Below are 25,677 nucleotides of genomic sequence, written 5' to 3'. Positions count from 1 at the left end.
GACAAGAGACGGCAAAATCTTCCGCGGCGGTCAGGGCCTGCGCGGGCGCTCGCTAGCCCACTGTGACGTAGATCTTGCGCACGGTCTCGATGGTCTTCCAAACACCCGTGAAGCCCGGCTTCATGACGAAGCTGTCGCCGGCCCGGTAGGTCACCGTTTCGCCGGCGTCGGGCCTGATTTCGACCACGCCGGCGAGGATATGGCAGAACTCGAAGGTTTCCCCCTTGATCGAGCGCGTTTCGCCGGGCGTGGCCTCCCAGACGCCGGTATGGACAAGGTCGTCCTTGGCCACGTCCTGCGCCCAGGTTTTGAAGGCGGGATTGCCGGCAATGAGCCGCTCCGGCAGCGCGGTCGATTCGCGGGGCGAAAAGCTCGGGTTGATATCGATGGACTTGAGCAGGGACAAAGGATGGCCTTTCCAGTTGAGTTTCAATAACCGCGCGACCGGTCGACGAGCCCGATGGGATCGAGCCCGGCGCGGTGGCGCTTGATGTTGTCGATGACGGCCTGGGCGGCGGTCGCGGGTTGGGTCACGCTGGCTATGTGCGGAGTGAGGATGATCTTCGGATGCGACCAGAACGGATGTCCCGCGGGCAGCGGTTCGGGATCGGTCACGTCGATCATCGCCGACGACAAATGGCCGCTGTCGAGCGCGGCGACAAGCGCTTCGTGATCGAGCTGCGGGCCTCGACCCGTATGAACGAGAGCCGCCCCGTCAGGCAGTTTCGCGAACAGGCCGGCGTTCAGAAATCCGCGCGTCTCCTCGGTCAGTGGCAGCAGGCAGATCAGTATGTCACTGGCCGCCAGCATCTGCTCCAGCCCAAGCTCGCCATGATAACAGGTCACCCCTTCGAGCCGCCGCGGGGAGCGGCTCCATCCGGAGAGCTGGAAGCCGAAAGGTTTCAGCCGGTCGAGGACGGCTTGGCCAAGCTGTCCGAGGCCGAGCACGCCGATCCGGCGCGACGCGGCCTGAGGCTGAGGGATGTCGCACCATTCTCCGGCGCGCTGCTGCGCCAGATAGGCCGGCAGGTTGCGGTGGAGCGCGAGCACGGCGAGCGTCACATACTCCTGCATCATGCGCACGATGCCTTCCTCGACCATGCGCACGATCTTCACCGGCGCGGGCACCGCGTCGAAGCGGAACTGATCGACGCCGGCGCCGATGGAGAACAGGATTTCGAGGTTGGTGTAGCGGTCGAGGTTCTCCGGCACCGTCCAGGTGATCAGGTAGCGCACTGCGTCGGGATTGACAGTAGCGGCATCGATCGTGAAGGGGAGGTCCGGCAACTCCTTCGCGAAGGCCTCGGCGAAGATCGCGCCACGCCGCGCGTCGGAATTGAAGAGGAATGTCATTCCGGCTGCTCCTTCAGGCCGCGCATCGCGCGCCAAGCGCCTCGATCATCTGCTGGCAGGCGGCGAGCTCGCTGGCGAGAATATATTCGTCCGGCTTGTGGGCGCGACCGATATCGCCGGGGCCGCAGATGATCGCATCGAGCCCGGAGCCTTGGTAAAGGCCGGCCTCCGTCCCGTAGCTGACGGCGGCTAAAGGTGCTTCGCCGGTCAATTCGCGCAGCAGCCCCGCCAGAGCCGAGTCTTGCGGCAGCGACAGCGCCGGATAGGCGCTGATCGGCTTCCATTCAACAACATAGCCTCGAGCGGCAAGGGCTTCAGCCCGCGTCTTGACCGGCGTGAGCAAGCCGGCCGGGTCGATGTCCGGTATTGCGCGCGCCTCCAAGTCGAGCGTGCAGCTGTCGGGGATGATGTTGACCGACTGGCCGCCTGCGATCACACCGGCCTGCAGCGAGGAATAGGCCGGCTCGAAGGTTGGGTCGGACGGGCCATGCATCAGCCGCTCCGCTTCACTCACGGCGGCGCTCAGCACACCGGACATCGCATGGATGGCGTTAAGCCCAAGATCCGGTCGCGAGGAGTGGCCGGAGCGGCCGCTGATGATCACGCGGGCGGCCGCCTTGCCCTTGTGGCCGCGCACGGCGCGCATGCCGCTCGGCTCGCCGACGATGACGCCGAGCGGCTTGGCGCAAAGCTCGGGCAGCCCGGCGATCAAATGCGGCACGCCCCGGCACCCGATCTCCTCGTCATAGGAGAAGGCGAGGTGGATCGGTCTGGCGAGGCGCAGCCGCACAAGCGCAGGCACAGCGGCGAGCGCGGCGGCGAGAAACCCCTTCATGTCGGTGGTGCCGCGTCCGTAGAGCCGTTCGCTCTCGCGGCGCAGCGAAAAAGGGGCCGAACTCCATTGCGGCTCGCCGGCGGGGACGACGTCCATATGACCGGATAGGATGTAGCCCGGAACCTCGGCGGGGCCGATGGTGGCGAAAAGATTGAAACGGTCGCCCTCTGGCCCTGGGAGCAGGCTGACCTTCGCGCCTTGTTCGGTGAGATGAGCCTCGATCCAGCCGGCAATGTCGCCGTTCGGCTTGCCGGCGACCGACGGAAAGGCGACGAGACGGTCGAGGATGTCGAAGACGGCCATTCCAGCCCTCAAGGCGTTAGGGTTCGCCGGCATCGATGCCGCATGCTGGCGAATTTCCGCAGAGGATGGGTGCGTTCCCACGCGATTGCATGCCGAAAGCGGAAGTGTTTCAGTTGAATCTTGCGTTGGTGCACGGCTTTCGAGCAAATCCTGTGGGGTTTGCTTGTCTAGCGTTGGCGGGCACGGGGCAGCGCTGCTCGCCCGTTGATTTTTGAGGGTTCTTTATTTTTGAGGGTTCTTTCAGGGCCATGGAAGTGAAGCCGTCCGAGAGCTTGAAAATCGATGCCTTCTCCATGCGTATCGGCGACGTCCAAGATGTCGACCTGGAGAGGTTGCACGCGCTCTCCCTGTCGGTGGGATGGCCGCATCGCGCCGAGGATTGGCAATTCCTGCGTGAATCGGGCCAAGGCTTCGTGGCGCTCGATGAGATCGGCCGGGTTCTCGGTTCGGCCATGTGGTTCCCGCACGGCGCCAATTTCGCCACCTTGGGGATGGTCATCACCTCGCCGCGGCTTCAGACGCAGGGGGCGGCGCAATGGCTGATGAAGCGGATCTTCGACAGGATCCCCGGGCGCGATCTGCGCCTCAATGCAACCCGTGCTGCGCGGCGGCTTTATCTCTCCCTCGATTTCCAGCCGGAGAAGACCGTCTATCAATGCCAGGGCATCGCCCGCGTGCCGACAGCGGGCCGGCCGACGGAGGCGCACGGTAGCGTCCGGACGTTGGACGCGGGCGATATTGCGGCAGCGATCGAGCTGGACGCGGCGGGATTTGGCGTGAGGCGCACAGCGCTCGTTGAAAAGCTCTTCGGGCAATCGGCCGGCTATGGGCTTTTCGACGGGAACAAGCTGACCGCTTTTGCCCTCTGCCGACCGTTCGGACGGGGCCATGTCATAGGGCCGGTGGTGGCGGGAAGCGACCCCGACGCCCTGGTGGTCGTCAGGCCGCACGTGGCCGACCATTCGGGATATTTCCTCAGGATCGACACGCACATGGACAATGGCGAGTTCGCCGCCTTCCTGTCGCACAGCGGAATGCCGGTCTTCGACACGGTGCTGACCATGTCGAAGGGCAAATGCCTCGCCGATTTTTCCGACGGCGGCTCGGCTAGGCCGAAGACCTATGCCTTAGCAAGTCAGACCCTCGGATAGTTGTCTTCGGATTGCTTCCTTCCCCCGGACGGATGGCTGCCGAGCCGTCAGCCTAAACGGTTTCTACATGGGCGTTGGCTCGTTCCATGATCCACCCTCTGACGGTCCTCACCACGCTGCCTTTCGAAAGCTGGCTCTCCGAAAGATAATAGGTCCATGGACTGGCGGCTCGCACGGGGAAAGGCTCCACCAGAAGCCCGCGGCTGATATAGGTTCTCGCCAGCGAATATTGCGTGGCGACGCAGCCCGCGCCCATTGCCGCCAGTTCCAGCGCAATGTTCGAGGCGTTCGTGGTGATGCCTTTCTCATAATCCGAAATGTCGATCTGCAGCGCGTCGCCCATGCATTGCCAATATTCTTGGCGGCCATGGACGAAGATCCAGTCGACGTTGAGGATATCGCGCGGCGAGCGCAGCCCTTTCGGGCCGGACAGCAGGCCGGGTGCGCAGAGGATGGCGAGCTGGTCGTTCCACAGCGGAACGCCACTCGGCGGGCGGTCGTCGAAGCGGCGGGTCGAGATGGTGATGTCGGCGATCTGCTCGCTGAGGTCTTCCCAGATCGTGCCGTGCAGAACGACCTCGATCTCCGGATGGATTTGCCGGAACGCCGCCATGCAGCCGGCCAGCCAGTTTTCGGCCAGGCTCATCGGGCAGGAGATGACGACCGTCCTGTTGCGCGAGGAGGCGACGATCGCCTCCGTGGCGTGATCGATCTGGTCGAGCGCCTGCCGCAGCGTAGGCAGGAAGGCCTCGCCCATTTCGGTCAGCTTCAGGCTGCGCGGATAGCGCACGAAGAGCTGCCGGCCAAGATAATGTTCCAGCCCCCGCACATGATTGCTGACCGCCGCCTGGGTGTAGCCGAGCTCGCTGGCAGCGAGGGTGAAGCTGAGATGCCGCGCCGAACACTCGAACGAGCGGATATAGTTCAGTGGGGGTGGCGGCTTCATGCGATCGCTCCTTGGCGAAGCGAAAACTAGACCGGCTTCGTTGGCCTCCGCAATCGCCTTGACCCCGATTTTTTTGTGCGATGGCGCCAAACTAATTACGTGCCTGGCCCATGAGACCAAATTATTCGTAGTTATCTTGGAGCGATCGGGACGCGAAAGGTGGCGCCATGGACCAGCGGACGGCGGAAGGTGAGTCTGCTTCCACCGCATTTGCCCGTGTTGCCGACTTCGTGCTGCGCAGGTTGGCCGGCGCGTTCCCGCGCGACGTTCTGAAATCGGCAGCCCTCCAGTTCCTCGACACGATGGGCATTGCCATCGCCGCCGGCCCGATGCAGGCGGGGCAAATCGCGCGCGACGCCGCGGTTATGCTCTACGGTTCCGGCGCCGACCGGCACGCAGCGAGGATGATCTTCGACGGCAGGCGCGCCAGCATGGCCGGCGCCGCCTTCGCGGCAGCGACCCAGACCGACAATCTCGACGGCCATGATGGTTACCCGCCGACCAAGGGGCACATCGGCGTGGCGGTTATCCCGGCGCTGCTTGCGCTCGCAGAAGAAAAGCCGGAGTTGACCGGCCCCGAGGCGCTTGCCGCGATCGTCGTCGGCTATGAGATCGCGGGGCGGGCCGGCATTGCGCTGCACGCAACCGTCTCCGATTATCACACCTCCGGCGCGTGGAATTCTCTTGGCGTGGCGGCGGTCGCGGCCCGCCTGCTTTCGCTTGACGACGATCAACTGCGCCATGCTTTCGGCATCGCCGAGTATCACGGGCCGCGCAGCCAGATGATGCGCGAGATCGCAACGCCGACCATGCTTCACGACGGCTCAGGCATGGGGGCGCTGGTCGGGCTGTCGGCCGCCGTGCTTGCCGAAGCGGGTTTCGCCGGCGCGCCGGCCATCACGGTCGAGGCGCCGGAGGTCGCGGCACATTGGGATGACCTCGGCCTGTTCTGGCAGATGACCCGTCAATACATAAAACCCTATCCGGTCTGCCGCTGGGCCCATGCCGCGATCGACGCGACGCGCGCGCTTTGCCTGCAGCATGGGCTTCGGCCGGAAGACATACGCAAAGTCCATGTCAACAGCTTCCACTATGCGGCGACGCTGTTTGCCGGCATGCCGGACACGACATCAAAGGCGCAGTACAGCCTGCCCTTCGCCGTGGCCACGATGATCCTCCATGGTCGGATCGGCGTGGAGCACATTTCGGGCTCGGGTCTGCGCGATGCCGCCGTCGCGGACATGCTGAAGCGCATCGAGGTGAACGAGGCGGCGAAGCACAGCGATCGTTTCCCCGCCGGGCGCTGGGCCGACGTGCAGATCGAGACGGTTGACGGCCGGCGGCTGGAGTCCGGAGATGTCCACGCACGCGGCGGCCCCGAAGCCCCGTTCAGCGAAGCCGATATCGTCGCCAAGTACATGGAGTTTGCCTCGCCCGTTCTCGGCTCGACCAGGGCCGCCGCGATCCGGGACGGTATTCTCGGCCTGACCGAAGCCGACAGCCGGTTTTCCGAGCTGACCGCTCTCGTCTACGATCCTCCTGGCGGCCAGGGCAGCCATGCCGCTTAGGCTGCTCAAATACGGGCTTAGCCGCGACTATCCGGTGACGGGCGACATTCCCGCGACGCCTGAGCTGAAGCCGTCCTATGACGTGGTCATCGTCGGTGGCGGCGGGCATGGTTTGGCCTGCGCGCATTATCTGTCGAAATACCATGGTATCGCCAGCATCGCGGTGCTCGAAAAAGGCTATCTGGCGGGAGGCAATACGGCACGCAACACCACGACGATCCGCTCCAATTACATCACCCAGGAAGGCGTCGCCTTCTACAAGGAAGGCGTTTCGCTCTTCGAAGCGCTGTCGCAGGAACTCGACTTCAACGTCATGTTCTCGCAGCGCGGCCAGCTGACGCTCGCACACACGGAAGCGACGCTGCGCGCCTTCCATCTGCGCGCCGAGATGGGCAAGCATATGGGCACGCGCACCGAGGTGATCGACGCAAAAGAGATCGAGAAGCTGGTGCCCGAACTCAACATGGATCGCGGCGGTGCGCTCGAGATCCTCGGCGGCCTCTGGCATGCCGACGGCGGCACGGCCCGCCACGATGCGGTTGCCTGGGGCTTCGCCGCGCAGGCCTCGCGCCGCGGCGCCGAAATCCACCAGCGCACCGAAGTTCAAGGTTTTGAGGTCGAGAACGGTCAGGTGCGCGCTGTGGTGACGAACCGCGGACGGGTCGCCTGCGGCTCCGTGCTCATCGCCGCCGGCGGCATGAACTACGATGTTGCCATGATGGCCGGCGTGGAACTGCCGATCCGCTGCTACCCCTTGCAGGCAATGGTGACGCAGCCGCTGAAGCCCTGGCTCCACACGCTGGTCTCGTCCGTGTCGCTGCACACCTATCTGGTGCAGTCTTCGCGCGGCGAGATCGTCATCGGTGGCGGCTCGGATCCGTACCAGCTCTATTCGACCCGCTCGACGCTGGACATGAAGGAGCATCTGGCGGAAGGCGCCGTGCATCTCTTTCCCTTCCTGCAAGGCGTTCGGCTGCTGCGGCAATGGGCCGGCATCACCGACATGACGCCGGACTACAGCCCGATCATGGGCGCCAGCCCGCTCGCCAATCTGTGGCTCGATTGCGGCTGGGGCACCTGGGGCTTCAAGGCGACTGCGGTCGCCGGCAAGCGCCTGGCGGAAACCATCGCCAGGGGCCGGGTTCCCGACCTGCTGAAGCCGTTTGCGCTGGAGCGCTTCGAGAAGTTCCGACTGCTCAACGAAATGGGCGCCACGGCGGCGAGCCACTGACCATGAAGCTGCTTGACTGCCCCATGAACGGCCCGCGCAACATCGACGAATTCCAGTCCTTCGGTCCGCTGCGGCAGGCGCCCGATGCGGACGCTGCCGCCGACGCAGAGTGGGCAAGGCATCTCTTCCGCGCGGACAATCGAAAAGGTGTGGTGGTCGAGTGGTGGCGGCACGTGCCGAGCAACTTCTTCTTCCTCGCCGAGCGCGACGTCGTCACCAACGAGATCATCCGCACCTACGCCCCTGGGAGCCGGCCATGACGCGGCTTGGCACGCCATACGGCTCGCGCCTCGACCGGACGCGGCCTGTCCGCTTCACCTTCGAAGGCAAGGCTTATCATGGCTTTGCCGGCGACTGCATCGCCAGCGCGCTGGCGGCCTCGGACCAGTGGGTCCTGTCGCGCTCGTTCAAATACCACCGGCCGCGCGGCATCATGACCATGGCCGGCGCGGAAGCGAACACGCTGGTGCAATTGCCGTCGGAGCCGAATGTTCCCGCCGACCTGACGCCGCTCCAGGACGGCATGATGGTGATGGCGCAGAACGTCAACGGCTCGCTGGAAAACGACCGCGATGCGGTGATCGACCGCTTTGGACGTTTCCTGCCGGTCGGCTTCTACTACCGCACCTTCATGGGTCCGAGACAGGACAGCTGGCTCCGCTTCTGGGAGCCGATGATCCGTCGCAAGGCGGGGCTCGGGATCGTCGACGTCAAGGCGCCGCATCTGAGTTTCGACAAGGCGCATCTTCACTGCGACCTGCTGGTCGTCGGCGCGGGGCCGGCGGGTCTATCGGCTGCGATCTCGGCCGCACAAGCCGGCGCCGACGTGCTGTTGTGCGACGACAATCCCGAAATTGGCGGTTCGCTGACCTATCGCCGCTGCGATCCGGGCATATTGTTCAGTCTGGCAGCCAAGGCAGCCAAGCTCCCCAATCTGCGCATCATGACCGGCACCATCTGCAACGGCTGGTATGAGGACAATTGGCTGCCGCTGATCCAGGGCAACCGGCTCTACCGAACCCGCGCCCGCGGGGTTGTCCTGGCGACAGGCGCCATCGAGCAGCCGGCGGTGTTCCGCAACAACGATCTGCCTGGCATCATGGCCGGCGGCGCCGTGCAACGATTGCTCCGCCATTACGCGGTGCAGCCTGGCCGGCGGGCAGTCGTGCTGGCCGCCAATGACGATGGCTACGACTGCGCGCTGGATCTGGTCGAGGCTGGCGTCGAACTGGCCGCGATCGTCGATCCTCGGCCAAATGCCGGCGACCGCGCCGGTGAGCTTCGGGCCAGAGGGATAGGGATCCTCGCAGGCGCCCCGATCGAGGAAGCTTCCGGGACGCGCGGCAACAAGCACGTCGCGCGAGTCCGCATTGGCAGCCGCTGGATCGACTGCGATCTCGTGGCGGTCTCCGTCGGCTCGGTGCCTGCCTGGCAGTTGCCCTGCCATGCGGGAGCGAGGGTCGGCTATGACGATGCGACGGCGCGAATGACGCTCAGTCTGCCGGAGGGCGCGGCCGTCCGGCTGGCAGGCGCCGTTGCCGGCAAATCGCGGTTGCAGTCTGCGATGGCCGACGGCCGCCGCGCCGCGCGCGAGGCTCTGGAGCGGCTCGGCCACTGCGATCCTCCTGACGTGCAGAACGAATACGAGCCCGAGCCAGCTGCCTGGGCACAACCGCTCGCCGGCAACGCAAAAGGTCGCGACTTCGTCGATTTCGATGAGGATCTGCAGGTCAAGGACCTGCGGAATGCGGTCAAGGAAGGCTATCGCGAACTCGAACTGGTGAAGCGCTTTTCCACCGTCGGCATGGGGCCTAGCCAGGGCCGCCATTCGGCGCTCGCCACGGCGCGGATCGTCGCCGAAGCGACGGAGCGTGGGGTTGGCGAGGTGGGCGTCACCACGGCGCGGCCGCCGACCGGACCGGAGAAGCTCGGCGTGCTCGCCGGCCATCACGAGCCGTTGGAGCGGCGCACCGCGCTGCATGTGCGCCATCTCGCACTCAACGCTCGCATGAAGCCGATCGGTGCCTGGTGGCGGCCGTATTTTTACGGGCCGGAAGACCGGATAGACCGTCTGGTCCGCGAAGAGATCGCCGCGGTCCGCAACGGCGTCGGCATGCTCGACGTGTCGACTTTGGGCAAGCTGGAGATCCGCGGTCCTGACGCCGGCGCCTTCCTCGATCGGATGTACACGATGGCGCATGCCAACCAGCGCGTCGGCCGCGTCCGCTACTGCCTGATGCTCAACGAGATGGGCACGGTTATCGATGACGGCGTCGCCTATCGTCTCGCCGATGACCTGTTCTACGTCACCGCGACGACCGGCGCCGTCGCCCGCGTGCAGGCCGACATGCTGTTCTGGAATGCGCAGTGGCGGCTGAAGGTCGACGTGCTCAACGTCACGGCAGCATTTTCCGGCATGAACGTCACCGGCCCGAAGGCGCGTGAGGTCTTGCAGGCGCTAGATGGCGACATCGATTTCTCGCGCGACGCTTTCCCCTATCTCCACGGGCGCGAAGGCATGCTGGCCGGCCTGCCGGTGCGTGTGATGCGGATCGGCTTCACGGGCGAGGTGAGCTACGAGCTCCACTGTCCTTCCAGCTACGCGGTCGCGCTGTGGGACGCTTTGTCTGAGGCCGGCAAGCCGCATGGCTTGCGCCCCTATGGACTCGAGGCCTCGCGCATGCTGCGGCTTGAAAAGGGGCATATCCTGATCGGCCAGGATACCGACGCGCTGACCACGCCCGACGAGCTCGGTTTCGGCTGGGCGGTTTCGAAGAAGAAGCCCTTCTTCGTCGGCAAGCGGTCGATCGAGATGCGGACGAGGCTTGGCGAAACGCGCCGGCTCGTCGGCCTCTCTTTCGAGGGTGCAAACAATATCCCCGGCGAGTCCTGCCTGGTGCTGCGCGGCGGCAACCCGGTTGGGCAGATCACTTCGATTGGCTTCTCGCCAACGCTTGGCCACACAATCGCGCTGGCCTATGTCCATATTGACGACGCTGCCCCCGGCAGCAAGGTCACGGTGAAGTGTCGCAGCGGCGAATTGGTGCAGGTGCCGGTGGTCGGTCACGCCTTCTTCGATCCGCACAACGTCCGGCAGGAGATGTAACGATGGCCCGTCTTGCCATGCGGACATTTCCCCTGTCGCCGAACGGCTCGGCCGCCGAGGCAGTTCTGCCAAACGGGCAGCTGATAGTGACCGATCTGACGGCCCGATCGCGCTTCGGCGTCAAAGGCCCCGGCAGTTCAGCCTGGCTCGAAGCGCAAGGTCTCGCCTTGCCGCCCATCAATCGCATCGCCAGGCAGGGCGGCGTCAGGCTGCTGCGTCTAGGCGGCGAAGATTTCCTGGCGATTGACGATATCGCCGGTGGCGCCGTCGCAAAGCTCGTCGCTGCCTGGCAGGCCGAGAAGGGCCCGCGCGGCTATTGGTCCTGGCGCGAGGAAGGCTGGAGCTGGATGCGGCTCTCCGGCCGGCCGGCAGAAGCGGTGATGGCGAGGCTTTGCGCACTGGACCTCAGGCCTGGCCGTTTTGCCGATGACGCGATCGCGCAGACGCGCGTCGCGAATCTCGAAGCCGTGCTGGTGCGCAGCGAGGGAGGCTTCGACGTCTTCTTCGACATCGCCTCGACAGCATTATTCATCAAAATAGTCAGTACGGCGGCGCAGCTCGCCGACGGCGACACGACGACCCGGGAGAACCATCGATGAACAGCGTGCAAGGCGTCATTGCGCCCATCCTGACGCCCTTCGACAAAGACGGCAGCGTCGCCCGCGATCTGTGGGTCAACCATGCGAAATGGGTGCTTGCCCAGGGCGCGCATTACCTTTCGCCCTTTGGCACGACCGGCGAGGCGCTCTCGCTGTCGCCGCGTGAACGCATGCAAGCCCTGGAGTGGCTGGCCGAGGCCGGCATCCCGGCCGATAAGATGATGCCGGGCACAGGCGTTACCGCGCTGCCCGAGACGCTCGAACTCAGCCGGCATGCCCTGGAAATCGGCTGCGCCGGCGTCATGGTGCTGCCCTCGTTCTTCTACACGGCGGCGGGCGATAACGGGCAGGCACGCTATTATTCGGAACTGGTCGAGAAAGTCGCCAGCCCGAAGCTCAAGCTGATCCTCTATCACATCCCGCAGAATTCCGGGGTGCCGGTGTCGCCGGCGCTGACGGCGCGGCTCAACGCGGCATTTCCCGAAACCGTTGTCGCCTACAAGGACAGTGCCGGGAACTGGGACAACACCGCGGCCGTGATCGCCGCGGCGCCCAACGTCTCCGTCTTCCCGAGTTCCGAAGGCCAGCTCACCCAAGGCCTGGCCGCCGGCGCGGCGGGTTGCATTTCCGCTTCCGTCAACCTCAACGCCAAGGCTATCCGCGCCGTCTATGACGGCGCGCGCGCCGGCCGCGACGTCTCGGCCGCCGATGCCGCCATAAAGGAATTTCGAAAGGCGGTTCAGACCGCGGGGCTGATCGGCGGCATGAAAGCGGCACTTGCCGTGCGCTCCGGCGACCAGCGCTGGCTCAACCTGCGCGCGCCGCATGAGAACACCAGCCCGCAGGCAGGCAAGGCTTTGCTCGAGGCACTGGGTCCTCTTGCCGATCACATTCCTGGTCCGAGGCGGGGCTGAAATGTCCGCGCGGCCAACAATCATCGTCAGCAGCGACGCGCCGGACGGGCCGATTGCGGCGCTGGCGGAAACCCATCCCGATCTCAGGGTGCTCGGCTGCGACAGCTACGAGGTGCTTCCCGACCTGATTGCGGACACCGGCGCCGAGGTGGTGTTCACCATCAAATTCGACCGGGGATCGCGCTATCCGCGCGCGGCGCTGGTCGAGAGCCCGACCGTGCGCTGGGTTTCGGTCGGCGGCTCCGGCACGGATCACCTGCGCCCCTGGAATCCGACCAAGGTGACGATAACCAACTCAGCCGGCGTCGCCGCCGACATGATGGCCGAATATGTCTTCGGCGCGATGCTTTCCTTCTCGCTTGGCCTGCGCGCCTTCGCGCGCGAGCAGGCTGGCCGGAGTTGGACGGCCGGCAAGGTCGAGCCGATCCAGGGCAAGACGCTGCTGATCCTTGGGCTCGGCAAGACGGGGCAGGCGGTCGCCGCCCGGGCCCGGGCCTTCGGCATGACGACCCTGGGTGTGCGCGCCAGGCCGAAACCGACCGACCACATCGATGAGGTGCACGGCATGGCAGACCTGCCCGGGCTGTGGGGCCGTGCTGATTTCATCTTGTGCGCCGTGCCGCTGCTCGAAAGCACACGTGGCATTGTGGGCAGCGAAGCCTTCTCGGCGATGAAGCCTTCGGCGGTGCTGATCGACGTTTCCCGCGGCGGCGTCGTCGACGAGGCGGCGCTCCTTGCGGCGCTCGACGGTGGCCGGATCAAGGGCGCGGCGCTCGACGTCTTCGCCGTCGAGCCGCTGCCGCCGGCGCATCCGCTGTGGGACTACGAGAACGTGATCGTCACGCCGCATTGCTCGTCCGTCTACGACGGCTGGGACGTGAAGTCGGCACGCATGTTTGCCGAGAATCTCACCCGCTACCGGCGCGGCGAGCCTTTGGCGAATGTCGTCGATCCGGGACGCGGCTATTAAGGAGGACAAGCCGATGACAGCGCATGACAGGCGAAGCGGCGGACGGCGCACCAGAGCGGCCGGGCGCAGTGGCGGCGGCATTGCGCAACTGCCCTGGCAGCGCGTCACAAACCCTTACGCGCCGATGCAGATCCTCGACGAGGAGCAGATGGACAAGCTCCACCGCACCTCGATGCGCATCCTGTCCGAACTCGGCATCCGCGTCATGGGCGAGAAGGTGCTGGGCATCTTCGAGGCCGCGGGCGCCATCGTTGATCGGGCCGAGAACACGGTGCGGATCGACGAGAGTATCGTCAGAGAAGCGCTTAGGAACGCGCCATCGTCCTTCTCGCTAAGCTCGCGCAATCCGGACAAGCAGATCCGCATCGGCGGCAATTCGCTGGTGTTCGGGCTGGTCGCCGGGCCGCCCAATGTGCATGACCGCATCAACGGCCGCCGACAGGGCAATCTGGCTGACTATGAGAACTTCATCCGCCTCGCGCATCATTTCAACGCCATCCATATCATCGGCAACCAGGTGGTGGCGCCTATGGAGCTGCCGGCGAATTCGCGCCATCTCGACACCTATCGCGCCAATCTCACGCTGTCGGATCTGAGCTTCCATTGCTCGGCGATCGGCCGCGGCCGCGCCATGGATAGCATCGCCATGACGGCGATCGCACGCGGCACGACCATCGAGGCACTGCGCAATTCGCCGGGGGTCACGACGATTATTTCCGTCAACTCGCCGCGCCTGTTCGACGAGGCGATGGCCGAAGGCCTGATCGCCATGGCCGAGCACGGCCAGCCGGTGACGATTACGCCCTTCACCCTGATGGGCGCCATGACCCCCGTGACGCTGGCCGCGGCTCTTGCGCAGCAGAATGCCGAGGCCCTGTTCGGCGTGACGCTGACGCAGCTGGTCAATCCCGGCACGCCGGTGATGTATGGCGCCTTCACGTCCAATGTCGACATGCGCTCCGGCGCGCCCGCCTTCGGCACGCCGGAGAACGCCAAGGCCAACATCGTCGCCGGACAGCTGGCGCGGCGCTACAACCTTCCTTACCGCACCTCCAACGCCAATGCCTCCAATGTGGTCGACCTGCAGGCGGCCTATGAGACCGAGATGGCGACCTGGGGCGCGGTGCTCGGCGGCGCGAACCTGATCTATCACGCCGCCGGATGGCTGGAGGGCGGACTGACAGCCTCCTACGAGAAGCTGGTCCTCGACGTCGAGATCCTGCAGAACATGATGGAGTTCCTGCGGCCGATGCCGTTCGAGGAGGACGACCTCGGCTTCGAGGCGATCAAGGCCGTGCCGACCGGCGGACATTTCTTCGGGTCGGAGCACACCATGGCGCGCTACGAGACCGCCTTCTACCGGCCGATGCTGTCCAATTGGCAAAATTACGGCAGCTGGCAGGAAGCGGGCGGCCACGATGCGCTGGAGCGGGCGACGCAGCTCTGGCAGCAGGCACTCAGCGACTACGAGGAACCGGTTATGGATCCAGCCATCCGCGAGGAGCTGGACGCCTATGTGGCGCGCCGCAAGGAGGAGATCGGCGCCGACGAGCCCTAAGCGCCTGGAGTTCAACGAAAGAAAGGGGAAGCGCATGACAAGACAGCATTTGCTGGGCACAGTGTTAGCCCTCGCTCTTACCGCATCGGCACACGCCGCGAACGTCAAGGTGATCAATGACGACGCTTGGTTCGCCGAGGGCCCGATCTGGTACCAGGACAAGCTCTTCTACGTCGAATACGGCCGCGGCACTGTGGACGTTTGGGACGGCAAGAAGAACGCGATTTTCTGGAAGATGGATGGCTGCGGCCCTTCGGCCGTGCTGCCGACCGCGACGGGCGAATTCGTCGTCACCTGCTACGACAACAACACGATCGGCCGCATCTCGGCCGACGGCAAGACGCTGCCGGCCTACGACAAGGACACCGACGGCAAGCCGTTCAGCGGCCCCAATGATTTCGCGCCGGACAAGGAGGGCGGCATCTACTTCACCGGCTCCGGCAAGGGCGGTCCGCTGATCGACGCGTCGGCCTACTACATCGGCAAGGACGGCAGCGTGAAGAAGGTGGCTGGCGACCTGCACAATGCCAATGGGCTGGTCATGTCGAACGACGGCAAGATGCTCTACCTGGTCGAAACCGAGGACAACCGCATCATCGAGTTCGACGTCGGGGCCGATCACAGCTTGAGCAACCGTCGCGTCTTCCTTCGGCTCGACGATCTGTTCCCGAACCAGCCGCATATCTGGCCGGACGGCATCAAGATGGACAAGGCTGGCGAGATGTATATCGGCCAGAGCCCTCGCTCGCTCGACGCTCCGGGCAAGATCATAGTGGTGGACAAGGACGCCAAGCTCTTGCGCACGCTTTCGGTGCCGTCGCCGTCCATGCCGAACTTCGCCTTCGGGCCCGATGAAAAGGAGCTTTACGTGATGGCCCTCGACCAGATCGATGCAGCACCTTGGCACGGCAAGGTCTACGAAGTGCCGAATAAGTAGCTGCGATCGTCGTGATCGTCGGATAGGAAGGAGGCCGGCCGCTTTGCAGCCGGCCTTTGCTTTCGCGGGATGACCGCTCAGCCGGCCATCCAGCCGCCGTCCACCATCAGGTTGATCCCGGTGACGTATGTCGCAAGGTCGCTGGCCAGGAAAAGCGCCGCGCCGGCGACATCGTTCGGCTCGCCAAGCCGCGGCCATGGCGTGCGGCGGCGCGAATAGTCGAGCGCATCGGGGTCGTTGGCGATGCCAGGCTTGCCGGTGATGATCTTGCCGGGAGCTATCGCATTGCAGACGATCAGGTCGTCGGCCTGATCGACCGCGATCTGGCGCGTCATCTGCACGATCGCGCCCTTGCTGACCGGATAGGGGAAATCGCCCGGGCAGGCGACCATACCGTGCTGCGAGGCGATATTGATGATGCGCCCGCGTACGCCGTTGACCGGCTCCTGCTTGAGCATTTGCAGCACCGCCTGTTGCGAGCAGTAGAAGAAGCCGGTGACGTTGACGTTGATCACCTTCGCCCATTGCTCCGGCGTGGTCTCGAGCAGATTGGTCGAGGTGTAGATCGCGGCGTTGTTGACCAGGATATCCAGCCGCCCGAACCGGTCCACCGCCTGCCGCATCATGGTTATGACGGCCTCCTGATCGGCGATGTCCGTGGAGATGAAGATCGCCTCACCGCCAGCCGCTTCGATCAGCCGGACCGTTGTTTCGCCGCCTTCGATAGCTTCCTCGCGCGTATCGGCGACCACCACCTTCGCGCCGTCCTGCGCGTAGCGTTGCGCGATGGCGCGGCCGATGCCGGAGCTCGCGCCGGTGACAATGGCAACCTTGCCGTCCAGAAGACCCATCTTGCCTGCCTCAGCTTCCCACCGCACCACTTGGCCTTGTCCCGGGTTGACCAGCGCGCCGTCACGCGTGATTTCCTCGCCGCGCAGGAACACCTGCCGCAAGGTGGCTGAAACGCTCCAGCCGTCGAAGGGCGTGTAGCCGGCCTTTGATTTCTGGTCGGCATCGCGGATGGCAAAGGTTCGCGTCGGGTCGATGATGAGGATGTCGGCATCGTGGCCGACGGCCAGCCTGCCCTTGCGCCGGCCAAGCCCGAACCGGTCGGCCGGATTGGCCGCGCACAGGCGCGCGATGTCGCGCAGCCCAATCAGGCCTTCGTCGACGAGCTTGAGCATGACGGAGAGCAGCGTCTGCAGTCCGGGCATACCGCCCGGGATGTGCGCGAAAGCCGGATAGTCGGCGGCCTTCTCGGCAGGGCTGTGTGGCGCGTGATCGGTGGCGATGATGTCGATCAGCCCGGCCGCTACAGCCTCGCGAAGCCGCTGCACATCTTGCCTCGGCCGGAACGGCGGTGATCCCTTCAGTCGCGCGCCTTGCTTTTCGTAGTCGTCCGCGCAGAAGAACAGGTTCTGGGGTGTCGTCTCGACGCTGGCATCGGCGAGATCGCGCAGGCGCCGCCAGGTCTCGACGCCGAGCGCCGAGTTGATCTGGCGGACATGAACGCGCGCGTCGGTCTCGGCCGCCGCCAGCAGCGCCCGCGCGATGCCGTTGGCCTCGGCCAGTGGTGGCCGGCTTTCGCGGAACGCTGCGATGTCGCCAGAATGAAGCCGCGCGGCGCTGCCCATGAGCAGCGATTGATCGCCGGGCGAGATGCCGACGATCGTCTTGAGCGAGCTCATCCGCTTCAGCGCGTGAAGAACGGTGTCCGCCGTCGGAAAAAGAAACGGCTCTGGGACATCCGCCGTGAAAAGCTCGAACGACATCGGGGCAAGCGCCGCGAGCCTTTCGAGACTGTCCAGCCTCTCGCTGACAACAGCCTGGAAGCCGACATCGACGTTGAGCTTGCCTTCGGCCATCGACATCTTCTCGGCGAGCTGGTCCGCCGTCGCCGTCCAGGGCTCGTCGGTCGGCATGTCGAGCACCGTCGTCACGCCGCCGAGCGCAGCCGCATGCGTGCCCGACAAGAAGTCTTCCTTGTGGGTCAGTCCCGGTTCGCGCAGATGCGCGTGCGCATCGACGAGACCGGGCAGCAGCAGACAGCCGCTGGCGTCGATCACCTTCCGCGCTTCGGCCGCGTCTCCTGGCTGGATCAGGGCCGCGATCCTGCCGGCGTTGATGGCAATGTCGCGGCGGGCTTCGCCCTCCGCGTTGACGATCGTCGCGCCGGTGATGAGGGCTTCGAACATTCCGCTGTTCAGCCGGCACGCTTGCCGGCAAACGTCCGGTGATTGTCCAGCCAGTACCGCGCGATGTCGGCGCGCCGCATGAAGATCGCCCCCGGCGTCTTTTGCACGTGCTCGATCACCTCGCGCAGGCCGGACGCCCGGTTCGGCTGGCCCATCCAGCGCGCGTGCACGCAGATGTTGAGCATCCGTCCGCCCGTCTCTTCCGCCTCCCAAAGCATGTAATCGATGGCCGAGCGGCAATCCTCGGCAAAGTCGCGTGGATTGCTGTAACCCGGCGCGATGAGGAAGCGGCTGTCGTTGAGCGTCTTGGAATAGGGCACGACCAGGATTTTCTCCGCGCCATGGTCGACGAAATAGGGCAGCTCGTCGTTGCAGGGATCGGAGTGGTAGAGAAAGCCGCCCTCGCGCACCAGCAGATCGCGGGTGTTGACGCTTGGAAACGAGCGGCAGTTCCAGCCGAGCGGGCGCCGGCCAAGCACCTTCTCGTAAAGCGCGATCGCTTCGTGCAACTGCCGCTCCTCTTCCTCGCGCGGCATGCCGGGATAATCGGTCCAGCGCAGCCCGTGACCGAGCAGGTCGTGGCCGCGCGCATTCATCCATTCGGCGACGGCGGGATTCTTTTCCAGCGCCACCGCGCAAGCGGAGACCGTGATCGGCACATCGTAGCGGTCGAACAGCCGAGCCAGCCGCCAGACGCCGGCGCGGCTGCCATATTCGAAATGCGTTTCGGTGCCGAGGTCGCGATGCGGTGAAAGGCCGGGGTTGTTGTACTCGCCCCAATTGTCGTTGCGGCCGTCATCCAGCCAGTTGTACTCCGACCCTTCCTCGTAGTTCAGCACGAGATTGATCGCGACTTTCGCGCCGTCCGGCCAGGTGACATAGGGCGGGTTCGGTCCATAGCCGACGAAGTCGCGCGGCTGGACCGGTTGTGAGGCAGCGCTTGTCATGGCAATCCCTCTCACTTCGTCTCGTTGGCCGAAATCCAGTCCATATAGGCGTGAAACGCCTGCTTGCCCGGGCGCGGCCGCCATGCCGTATCACGCATGATCCTCGCGATGTCGTAGGCGCCCCACATGCCGCCTTTCAGCGACACGTCCTGTACGATATTGGCGTCTTCTCCGGGCGTCACCTCAACCTTCAGCGCCGGAACGCGCTCCTTTGCCCAGGCGATGATCTCGCCGATGGTCTGGCTGGAGCCGGAGCCGATATTGTAGTGGCGGTAATTGAGGCGCGGCGCATCGAGCAGCGCGAGGATCGCGGCAGCGACATCGGTCGAGGCAAGATAGTCGCCCACCGGCTCCAGACTGTTCGGCCGGATCGTTTCGCCGGCCAGGGCCATGTGCGCAACACGGTTGGGGACATGGCGGAAGTTGCGGCTCTCGGTCGCGCGATCCATCGGGCCGTAGACGGAAGCAAGCCGGACCGAAACCGCCGACAGGCCGAACAGGTCGGCATAGCGGTTGGTCACCATCTCGGAGGCGAATTTGGAGATGCCGTAAAGCGTCAACGGCGCGACGTAGCCGTCCTCCGGCAGCGGCTCGCCGCTCCAGTCGGGGCCATTGTGTCGATAGATGGCTCCCGAGCTGACATAGATGAAGCGCTTCACGTTGGCCCGAGCGCGTGCCCATTCGAGCATGCGCACTGTGCCCATGAGATTGACATCGACGATGCGAGCCGGGTCCTCGGCCTCCGGCTGGCGCTTGGCCTCCGAGGCGCTGCCGCGCGAAATCGGTGTGATCGTCGCGCCATGTACGATCGCAGTGATGTGCTCGTTGTCGAGTGCGGCGGACCACCCCGCCGGGTCGAGGATATCCGCGCTGATCACTTTGAGCCGGTCGCGCACCGGAGCGAAATGCCTTTCGGCCGCGGCGTCGAGGCCGGCGCGATCCAGGATGACGGCGCGCGCGGCAGGGTCGCGGTCCAGCCAAGCACGCGCCACCACACTCATGACGAAGCCGGTGCCGCCTGTGACGAGAAGGGTCATGTCTTGAAGCCTCCTATGCTGGAAATGGATTCAACGCACCGCATAGCCGCCATCCACCAGGAGGTCGGTGCCGGTGACGAAGGAAGCGTCGGACGAAAGCAGAAAGGCGCAGGCGGCTGCGATCTCTTCGGGCTCGGCAATTCGTCCGAGCAGATGCGCAGGCCGTAGACCCTTGTTGGCCGCCTCCAGACTGGGCCAGCGCTGCAGCAGGCGCGCGGTCGCGACCGCTCCCGGTGACAGGCTGTTCACCCGGATGTTCTGATCCGCATGGTCGACGGCCATGGCCTTCGCCAGATGCACAAGCCCCGCCTTCGCCGCGCAATAGGCCACCGCCTTGCCGACGGCGACGCGCGCGAATTGCGAGCCGATGAAGACGATCGACCCGCCGCCGCTCGATGCCATCAGCGGCACGGCGAATTTGGAGATCAGGAACGCGCCGGTCAGGCTGACGTCGAGTTCCAGCCGCCACTTGTCCACTCCAAGGTCGGCGACGGTGCCGTCGGTCGAGGGAGCCGCGGCGTTGTGGACCAGACCGTCCAGCCGGCCGAATGCTTGAGCTGTCGCGTCGACAGCATCTTGGACCGAGTCCGGATCGGTGACATCACAGTCGACAGCCAGAGCATTCGGCCCAAGGCTGGCGGCAAGCGCCTTCGTCGATGCCGTGTCCCGATCCGAGCAGGCGACACGGGCTCCCTCGTCGGCGCAGCGGCGCGCGATCGCCGCGCCGATGCCGCTCGCGGCGCCCGTGATCAGAACGAACTTGCCATCCAGACGGTGGGGAAGGGCGCTGTTCACGGCTCGCCTCCGCACGGCTGCGCAACCGCTACACTGGCCGGGCGCCGCCGCAGATTGATGCAAGCCGCAACCGCCACCAGAATGCCGCCTGTGCCGAGCACGAACAGCATGGCCTGCGGCGCGGTACGCTCCATCAGTCCGGCGGCGAGACCCGGCGTCAGGATGTTGCCGACCGAATAGAGCAGAAGCAGCGTCCCCGAAGCGGCCACCATGTGCCGGCTGTGCATGCGCGAATTGGCGAAGGCTATGGCCACAGGATAGACCGTGAGCGCGGTTGCTCCATAGAGGAAGAACAGCAGGAAGAGCAGCGGCAGCGGCCCGCTGCCCAGCCAGGCGATAGAGGCGCATAGCGACACGGAAAGCAGTCCCTGGACAAGCAGCATGATGCGCCTGTCGAACCGGTCGGACAGCCATCCGATAGGCGTCTGCGCCAGCATGCCGGCAATGCTGACGGTCGTCACCAGGCCGACAGTGGCGGCGGCGGACAGTCCGATCTTGGCGCCGTAGATTGGCGTCAGCACGAAGATGTTCATGTTGGTGATGCCTGCCTGGAAGATGCTGACCACCGTTACCGGAGCGAGACGCAGCAACTGGATGACGCCGTAGCGTTCGTCATGCGCCGGGATATCGGCCAGGGACGGCTCGGTTTGCTCGGCGGGCAGGGCAGGCCAAGGCCTGGAGACAAACCGTGCAAGCGCCGACAAGAGCACCGTCGCCGCGCTGACGGCGAACAAATGCGGGGAATGCGCGCCGACGATCTCCAGCAGCAGCTGTCCGAACAGCACCGCGACCGCCGTCGTCAGCATGTAGATGGAAAACAGCCTGCCGCGATTGTGCTGGTCGGCATAGAGGTTGATCCAGCTTTCGCAGACAACGAACATCGCCGCCATGGCAAGGCCGCCGAGCAGTCGGAAGCAGAGCCATGCCGGCATGAAATCGGTGAGCGCGAACCCCGCGGCGGCGAGGCTTGCAAGCACGGTTATGGCGAAGAAGGCGCGCTCATGGCCGACGCGCGACACCAGCGGACGCGCGACGAGGCAGCCGATGAGAAATCCGACCGGGTAAGCGGTCAGCACCAATTGCGCTTCGGAGGGGTCGATTCCCGGCGCGCTCAATGCCAGCGAGACCGCGGTGGTCAGCATGGCGCTGCCGGTGCCGGCCAGGCAGATGCGCGCCATGATCGACAGGATGGCGCGCGACCGTTCGGCCTGACGCCAGAGGCGGCCCAGTGAAGCTGGCCTCGTCATGAACGGTCGCTCGCCTCGTCCGGATGCCTGGGACTCTCCAGCGCTTCCGCCGGAATGTGGCAGGCGATCTCGTGCGTGGCGGACATCCTGCGGATCGGTGGCGGTTCCCTGTCGCAGATCGAACCCAGCTTGCGATGGCAGCGGCTGGCAAAGCGGCAGCCGCGCGGGACATCGACGGGGCTCGGCGTGTCGCCGGTCAGCGTGATGCGGTTGCGCTCTGCCCCTTCCGGTTTGGTGCTGCGGATCGCCGAGATCAGCGCCTCGGTGTACGGATGGGTCGCGCCGCCGAAGATCTCCTCGACGGTGCCTTTTTCCATCACCTTGCCGAGATACATCACCACGACCTTGTCGGCGACGTGGCGCACCAGCGCCAGGTCATGGCTGATGAACAGCATCGTCGCATGCCGGGTCTTCTGGATGTCGAGCAGCAGCGTCACCACGGCCGCCTGCACGGAGACATCCAGCGCCGACACAGGCTCGTCGGCGACGATCAGCGACGGATCGGAGGCGAAGGCGCGGGCGATGGCGATGCGCTGCTTCTGCCCGCCGGACAACTGGCTCGGCCGGCGGGCGGCGAAGTCCGGCGAAAGCCGGACCATCTCCAGCAGCTCGCGCATGCGCTGGTCGATGGCCGCCTTGCCCTTGCGGATGCCGAACTTCTTCAGCGAGCGACGGATCGAGAAGCCGGCGCTGTGCGACGGATTGAGCGTCGAATCCGGATTCTGGAACACCATCTGGATCGATTGCAGCAGGGGCTTCGGCCGCGCGCTCGCTTCGATCGCGGCGATGTTTTCGCCAGCCATGCGGATTTCGCCCGAAGTGGCGCGGTCGAGGCCGGTGACGATACGCGCCAGGGTCGACTTGCCGCAGCCGGATTCGCCGACCAGCGCGACGATCTCGGCCTTGCCGGCCTCGAAGGATACGGCCTCATTGGCCTTCAGCGTCTTGTGGTAACCGAGGTGATAGAACTTGGTGATGTCGGAGAAAGTGATCTCGGCTGCCGGTGCCGCACTCTCGCCGGATAGCGGCGGAAGCTCGCGATGAGCCACCTCGAGTTCGGGCCAGCGCACGCAGCGCACAACGTGCCGCTCGCCGACTGGTTCCAGCGTCATGCCGGGCCGGTCGCACAGGCCGGCGCGGAAACCGGCGCAGCGCGGACCAAACAGGCAGCCGCGCGGCCGCTCCGACGGCAGCGGGATATGGCCCGGAATGGCGGCAAGCGTGCGGCTGTGCTTGCCGTCCCCGATATCGGGAATGCATTCGATCAGCCCTTGCGTGTAGGGATGGCGTGGCCGGCCGAACAGCTCGCGCGTCGGCGCCTCCTCTACCAGCTCGCCGGAATACATGATGCCGACCCGGTCGCAGCTTTCGGCGATCAGACCGAGATTGTGCGAGATGAACAGCAGGCTGGTTCCGTAGCGACGGCGCAGCTCGCCGATCAGATCGATCACCGCCGACTCCACCGTCACGTCGAGACCGGTGGTCGGCTCGTCGAGCAGGAGCAGCGACGGCCGCCCGAGCAGCGCCATGGCGATGACGACGCGCTGCTGCTGGCCGCCCGAAAGCTGGTGTGGATAGCGCTTCAGCATGTCGCCGGCATCGGGCAGGCGCACGTCTTTCAGCATGGCAGCTGCCATGTCGAGCGCGTCGACGCGACTTGCGCCGAGATGGAGCATCGGCACCTCGGCAAGCTGCGCGCCGATCGTCTTGACCGGATTGAGCGCGCTCATCGGGTCCTGGTAGACCATGGCGATGCGCCGTCCGCGTATGGCGCGCAACTTATGCGCCGGTGCGTTGACCAGTTCCTCGCCTTCAAAGCGGATACTGCCGCCGGCGACGACGCCTGTCGCACCGAGATAGCCCATGATCGCCATCGCCGTGGTGCTCTTGCCGCAGCCGGATTCGCCGACCAGCCCGAAGCTTTCGCCGGGCTTCACCTCGAAAGACAGCTTCGGCACCGCAACGATCGTCTCGGCCTTCCCGCGAAACTCGATGCGCAGATCTCGGACAGCGAGGAGCGGCGTCTCGGACGCACGCTCGCCTTGCGTCGAAATCGGCTCGGCGACCATCGTCATGGCTTCCAGGCCTCCCGCAGGCCGTCGGCCAACAGGTTGAAACCCAGAACCAGGCTGACGATGGCGATTGAGGGCAGCACCGACATCAACGGCCAGACGTTGAGCACCGTCGTGCTTTCCTTGACCATGCCGCCCCAGTCCGGGTTGGGCGGCGGCAGGCCAAGGCCAAGGAAGCCGAGAATGCCGATGGTGATGATGGTGTAGCCGATGCGCAGACAGGCATCGACGATCAGCATGCCGCGGCAGTTGGGCAACAGCTCGACAAGCATGATGTATAAAGTACTTTCGGCGCGCAGCCTTGCGGCGGCGATGTATTCCTGCTCCTTCAGGCCGAGTACCAGCCCGCGCGTTATTCGCCCGATTCCTGGCGCCGAGGCGATCGTCGTGGCGATGACGATGTTGATTATCGATGGCCCGATATTGGCGATCAGGATGACGTAGAGGACCAGCACCGGGAAGGCGAGGATGATGTCGGAAAGGCGGCTGATCACGGCATCGATCCAGCCGCCGTAATAGCCGGCGATCATGCCGAGCGTGATGCCGACGATCATGGCGACCGCGACCGAAAGCGGCGCGACGACCAGCACGGTGCGGGCGCCGAAGATCAGGCGAGACAGCTCATCGCGGCCGAGAATGTCGACGCCGAGCCAATGCGCCGCCGATGGCGTCGGGTCGGCTAGCGCCATCACATCCTGCTCGGTCGGAGAATAGAGCGGCAGCACCGGTGCGAGGATCGCCGCAAGCACCCAGAAGCCGACCAGGAACAGCCCGACCAGTGCGGTAGGCGAGCGCAGGATGCGCGCCCATTTGAGGCGTGCCCTGCCCGTTGCCTTGACGGCTGTCGCCTCCATCGCTCTCTGCTCGACCAGTGCGCTCATCGCAATCTTATGCGTGGATCGAGCAGCATGTAACCGAGATCGCCGACGAATTGCGTCGTGACCGCGATGGCGACGGTGATCAGCGTGGCCGCCTCGATGGTCGCGATGTCGCCGAATAGGCTGGCATCGAGCAGCAGCCGACCGAAGCCGGGATAGGCGAAGACGAGTTCGGTCACCACCACGCCGCTGATCAGGAAGTTGATCTGCAGGAGCAGCACCGTGAACGGGGCGATCATCGCGTTTCGCAGGGCATGGCCGATGACGACCTGGCGTGTGCTCATTCCCTTCAGCACCGCGGTGCGGATGAAGGGCTTTTCCATCACCCCGATCATGGACACGCGGATCATGCGCGCGACATAGCCGAAATCATAGATGACGAGCACCGCCACCGGCAGTACGAGCTGCGAGGGAACGGACCAGCCGCCCTCTGTATCGAGCGGGCTGGTGCCCGGCAGCACCGGCCAGAGAATGACGAATAGGGTGACCAGAAACACGCCCGACGCGAATTCCGGGATCGAGGTGAAGGTGATGCAGATCACCGACAGGAGCCGGTCGAGCACGCCGCCTTCCTTCAGGCCGGACAGGATGCCGAAGACGATCGACAGCGGCACGATCAGCAGGAAGGCCAGCCCGGCCAGGATCGCCGTATTGCCGAGCCGGTTCCAGATGACGTCGTTGACGGGCAGCTTGTTCAGTGTCGAATAGCCGAAATTGCCGAAATACTGCGCGCCGCGCGGGTCCTTGAAATTGAGCCCGGTGCTCGGGTCCTGGAGCGGATCCGGAATGATGCCGAGCAGCACGCCCGCCCAGCGCCCGTAGCGCACCAGCAGCGGATCGTCGGCCCTCAGCTTCTTGGTCAGGAAATCGACCTGCTCTTGCGTCGCGAACGGCCCGAGCGATTTGCGCGCGACGCTGCCCGGGGTGAACTCGCAGACGGCGAATACCAGAAACGACGCCGCGACCATGGTGAGCAGCATCATCGCCAGCCGTTTCGCCACGAATATTGCCATCAGCCGGACGTTTCCGTTCTGG

22 protein-coding genes are annotated in these 25,677 nt (G+C 65.2%); 10 read left to right on the top strand and 12 right to left on the bottom strand.

From position 1 onward, the window contains the following. Window positions 1-52: 52 nt before the first annotated feature. From A9K71_RS00865 to argE, 3 genes are read right to left on the bottom strand one after another with little or no spacing between them, the layout of a single operon-like run. Entirely contained in the window at window positions 53-406 is a 354-nt protein-coding gene (locus tag A9K71_RS00865; RefSeq protein ID WP_066989427.1) for a cupin domain-containing protein, read from the bottom strand. Window positions 407-429: 23 nt separating this feature from the next. After that, window positions 430-1,353: a glyoxylate/hydroxypyruvate reductase A gene (locus tag A9K71_RS00860; protein ID WP_066989158.1), complete on the bottom strand. Its 924-nt coding sequence runs from the start codon at window positions 1,351-1,353 to the stop codon at window positions 430-432. Between the two features lie 13 nt (window positions 1,354-1,366). Further along, window positions 1,367-2,491, bottom strand: a complete 1,125-nt coding sequence (argE, locus tag A9K71_RS00855) for an acetylornithine deacetylase (RefSeq protein WP_066989156.1) — start codon at window positions 2,489-2,491, stop codon at window positions 1,367-1,369. Window positions 2,492-2,739: 248 nt separating this feature from the next. Between argE and A9K71_RS00850 the strand changes: the two genes are divergently transcribed. Then, window positions 2,740-3,642: a GNAT family N-acetyltransferase gene (locus A9K71_RS00850; protein ID WP_066989154.1), complete on the top strand. Its 903-nt coding sequence runs from the start codon at window positions 2,740-2,742 to the stop codon at window positions 3,640-3,642. A gap of 52 nt (window positions 3,643-3,694) precedes the next feature. Here A9K71_RS00850 and A9K71_RS00845 read toward each other — a convergent pair whose 3' ends face one another. Continuing rightward, window positions 3,695-4,588, bottom strand: a complete 894-nt coding sequence (locus A9K71_RS00845) for a LysR substrate-binding domain-containing protein (protein WP_066989425.1) — start codon at window positions 4,586-4,588, stop codon at window positions 3,695-3,697. Window positions 4,589-4,755: 167 nt separating this feature from the next. Between A9K71_RS00845 and A9K71_RS00840 the strand changes: the two genes are divergently transcribed. Genes A9K71_RS00840 through A9K71_RS00800 form a run of 9 tightly spaced genes read left to right on the top strand, consistent with a single transcriptional unit; the run spans window position 4,756 to window position 15,471 of the window. Continuing rightward, the gene (locus A9K71_RS00840) at window positions 4,756-6,156 is read left to right on the top strand and encodes an MmgE/PrpD family protein (protein WP_066989152.1); all 1,401 of its coding nucleotides are present in this window, start codon (window positions 4,756-4,758) and stop codon (window positions 6,154-6,156) included. After that, complete coding sequence (locus A9K71_RS00835; protein ID WP_066989151.1) at window positions 6,146-7,387, top strand: FAD-dependent oxidoreductase; 1,242 nt, start codon at window positions 6,146-6,148, stop codon at window positions 7,385-7,387. Before A9K71_RS00840 ends, A9K71_RS00835 begins: the two co-directional genes overlap by 11 nt. Before the next feature lie 2 nt (window positions 7,388-7,389). After that, entirely contained in the window at window positions 7,390-7,647 is a 258-nt protein-coding gene (locus A9K71_RS00830; protein ID WP_066989149.1) for a sarcosine oxidase subunit delta, read from the top strand. Continuing rightward, entirely contained in the window at window positions 7,644-10,493 is a 2,850-nt protein-coding gene (locus A9K71_RS00825) for a 2Fe-2S iron-sulfur cluster-binding protein (RefSeq protein ID WP_066989146.1), read from the top strand. The genes A9K71_RS00830 and A9K71_RS00825 overlap by 4 nt, the downstream gene beginning before the upstream one ends. A gap of 2 nt (window positions 10,494-10,495) precedes the next feature. Then, window positions 10,496-11,092 carry a hypothetical protein gene (locus A9K71_RS00820; RefSeq protein WP_066989144.1) on the top strand — a complete coding sequence of 199 codons (597 nt, stop codon included), beginning with the start codon at window positions 10,496-10,498 and terminating at the stop codon, window positions 11,090-11,092. Next, entirely contained in the window at window positions 11,089-12,006 is a 918-nt protein-coding gene (locus tag A9K71_RS00815; protein ID WP_066989142.1) for a dihydrodipicolinate synthase family protein, read from the top strand. Before A9K71_RS00820 ends, A9K71_RS00815 begins: the two co-directional genes overlap by 4 nt. 1 nt (window position 12,007) lies before the next feature. Continuing rightward, a complete protein-coding gene (locus tag A9K71_RS00810) occupies window positions 12,008-12,976 on the top strand; it encodes a D-2-hydroxyacid dehydrogenase (RefSeq protein WP_066989140.1) in 969 nt (322 codons plus the stop codon). Between the two features lie 13 nt (window positions 12,977-12,989). After that, on the top strand, window positions 12,990-14,534 hold the full coding sequence (locus A9K71_RS00805) for a trimethylamine methyltransferase family protein (protein WP_066989424.1): 1,545 nt from the start codon (window positions 12,990-12,992) through the stop codon (window positions 14,532-14,534). A 34-nt stretch (window positions 14,535-14,568) separates the two neighbouring features. Further along, the gene (locus tag A9K71_RS00800; protein WP_164763720.1) at window positions 14,569-15,471 is read left to right on the top strand and encodes an SMP-30/gluconolactonase/LRE family protein; all 903 of its coding nucleotides are present in this window, start codon (window positions 14,569-14,571) and stop codon (window positions 15,469-15,471) included. A 77-nt stretch (window positions 15,472-15,548) separates the two neighbouring features. Here the strand turns inward: A9K71_RS00800 and pyrC are convergent, their stop codons facing one another. The 8 genes from pyrC to A9K71_RS00760 are packed head-to-tail and all read right to left on the bottom strand — an operon-like array spanning window position 15,549 to window position 25,655. Continuing rightward, on the bottom strand, window positions 15,549-17,666 hold the full coding sequence (pyrC, locus tag A9K71_RS32275; RefSeq protein WP_245299495.1) for a dihydroorotase: 2,118 nt from the start codon (window positions 17,664-17,666) through the stop codon (window positions 15,549-15,551). 8 nt (window positions 17,667-17,674) lie between these two features. Then, a complete protein-coding gene (locus A9K71_RS00790) occupies window positions 17,675-18,613 on the bottom strand; it encodes a polysaccharide deacetylase family protein (RefSeq protein ID WP_066989136.1) in 939 nt (312 codons plus the stop codon). Between the two features lie 11 nt (window positions 18,614-18,624). Further along, on the bottom strand, window positions 18,625-19,650 hold the full coding sequence (locus tag A9K71_RS00785; RefSeq protein ID WP_066989134.1) for an NAD(P)-dependent oxidoreductase: 1,026 nt from the start codon (window positions 19,648-19,650) through the stop codon (window positions 18,625-18,627). A gap of 30 nt (window positions 19,651-19,680) precedes the next feature. Then, on the bottom strand, window positions 19,681-20,445 hold the full coding sequence (locus tag A9K71_RS00780) for an SDR family oxidoreductase (protein ID WP_066989419.1): 765 nt from the start codon (window positions 20,443-20,445) through the stop codon (window positions 19,681-19,683). Then, complete coding sequence (locus A9K71_RS00775) at window positions 20,442-21,692, bottom strand: MFS transporter (RefSeq protein ID WP_066989132.1); 1,251 nt, start codon at window positions 21,690-21,692, stop codon at window positions 20,442-20,444. The genes A9K71_RS00780 and A9K71_RS00775 overlap by 4 nt, the downstream gene beginning before the upstream one ends. Beyond that, window positions 21,689-23,767: an ABC transporter ATP-binding protein gene (locus tag A9K71_RS00770; RefSeq protein WP_066989130.1), complete on the bottom strand. Its 2,079-nt coding sequence runs from the start codon at window positions 23,765-23,767 to the stop codon at window positions 21,689-21,691. Before A9K71_RS00770 ends, A9K71_RS00775 begins: the two co-directional genes overlap by 4 nt. Further along, the gene (locus A9K71_RS00765) at window positions 23,764-24,645 is read right to left on the bottom strand and encodes an ABC transporter permease (RefSeq protein WP_245299494.1); all 882 of its coding nucleotides are present in this window, start codon (window positions 24,643-24,645) and stop codon (window positions 23,764-23,766) included. The genes A9K71_RS00770 and A9K71_RS00765 overlap by 4 nt, the downstream gene beginning before the upstream one ends. Next, window positions 24,642-25,655, bottom strand: a complete 1,014-nt coding sequence (locus A9K71_RS00760) for an ABC transporter permease (protein ID WP_066989127.1) — start codon at window positions 25,653-25,655, stop codon at window positions 24,642-24,644. The genes A9K71_RS00765 and A9K71_RS00760 overlap by 4 nt, the downstream gene beginning before the upstream one ends. Window positions 25,656-25,677 lie beyond the last annotated feature (22 nt).

Source organism: Mesorhizobium sp. WSM3873 (assembly GCF_001672445.1).
Classification (GTDB): domain Bacteria; phylum Pseudomonadota; class Alphaproteobacteria; order Rhizobiales; family Rhizobiaceae; genus Mesorhizobium.
Note: the sequence above shows the minus strand (reverse complement) of the source record. Positions and strands in the feature narration are given on the sequence as shown.

Bases quoted from the DNA above. Each gene is read 5' to 3' on its own strand.
- pyrC (WP_245299495.1), bottom strand. From the start codon at position 17,666: ATGTTCGAAGCCCTCATCACCGGCGCGACGATCGTCAACGCGGAGGGC.
- A9K71_RS00835 (WP_066989151.1), top strand. From the start codon at position 6,146: ATGCCGCTTAGGCTGCTCAAATACGGGCTTAGCCGCGACTATCCGGTG.
- A9K71_RS00820 (WP_066989144.1), top strand. From the start codon at position 10,496: ATGGCCCGTCTTGCCATGCGGACATTTCCCCTGTCGCCGAACGGCTCG.
- A9K71_RS00775 (WP_066989132.1), bottom strand. From the start codon at position 21,692: ATGACGAGGCCAGCTTCACTGGGCCGCCTCTGGCGTCAGGCCGAACGG.
- A9K71_RS00790 (WP_066989136.1), bottom strand. From the start codon at position 18,613: ATGACAAGCGCTGCCTCACAACCGGTCCAGCCGCGCGACTTCGTCGGC.
- A9K71_RS00845 (WP_066989425.1), bottom strand. From the start codon at position 4,588: ATGAAGCCGCCACCCCCACTGAACTATATCCGCTCGTTCGAGTGTTCG.
- A9K71_RS00840 (WP_066989152.1), top strand. From the start codon at position 4,756: ATGGACCAGCGGACGGCGGAAGGTGAGTCTGCTTCCACCGCATTTGCC.
- A9K71_RS00805 (WP_066989424.1), top strand. From the start codon at position 12,990: ATGACAGCGCATGACAGGCGAAGCGGCGGACGGCGCACCAGAGCGGCC.
- A9K71_RS00825 (WP_066989146.1), top strand. From the start codon at position 7,644: ATGACGCGGCTTGGCACGCCATACGGCTCGCGCCTCGACCGGACGCGG.
- A9K71_RS00760 (WP_066989127.1), bottom strand. From the start codon at position 25,655: ATGGCAATATTCGTGGCGAAACGGCTGGCGATGATGCTGCTCACCATG.
- A9K71_RS00765 (WP_245299494.1), bottom strand. From the start codon at position 24,645: ATGAGCGCACTGGTCGAGCAGAGAGCGATGGAGGCGACAGCCGTCAAG.
- A9K71_RS00800 (WP_164763720.1), top strand. From the start codon at position 14,569: ATGACAAGACAGCATTTGCTGGGCACAGTGTTAGCCCTCGCTCTTACC.
- A9K71_RS00815 (WP_066989142.1), top strand. From the start codon at position 11,089: ATGAACAGCGTGCAAGGCGTCATTGCGCCCATCCTGACGCCCTTCGAC.
- A9K71_RS00860 (WP_066989158.1), bottom strand. From the start codon at position 1,353: ATGACATTCCTCTTCAATTCCGACGCGCGGCGTGGCGCGATCTTCGCC.
- A9K71_RS00830 (WP_066989149.1), top strand. From the start codon at position 7,390: ATGAAGCTGCTTGACTGCCCCATGAACGGCCCGCGCAACATCGACGAA.
- A9K71_RS00785 (WP_066989134.1), bottom strand. From the start codon at position 19,650: ATGACCCTTCTCGTCACAGGCGGCACCGGCTTCGTCATGAGTGTGGTG.
- argE (WP_066989156.1), bottom strand. From the start codon at position 2,491: ATGGCCGTCTTCGACATCCTCGACCGTCTCGTCGCCTTTCCGTCGGTC.
- A9K71_RS00850 (WP_066989154.1), top strand. From the start codon at position 2,740: ATGGAAGTGAAGCCGTCCGAGAGCTTGAAAATCGATGCCTTCTCCATG.
- A9K71_RS00770 (WP_066989130.1), bottom strand. From the start codon at position 23,767: ATGACGATGGTCGCCGAGCCGATTTCGACGCAAGGCGAGCGTGCGTCC.
- A9K71_RS00810 (WP_066989140.1), top strand. From the start codon at position 12,008: ATGTCCGCGCGGCCAACAATCATCGTCAGCAGCGACGCGCCGGACGGG.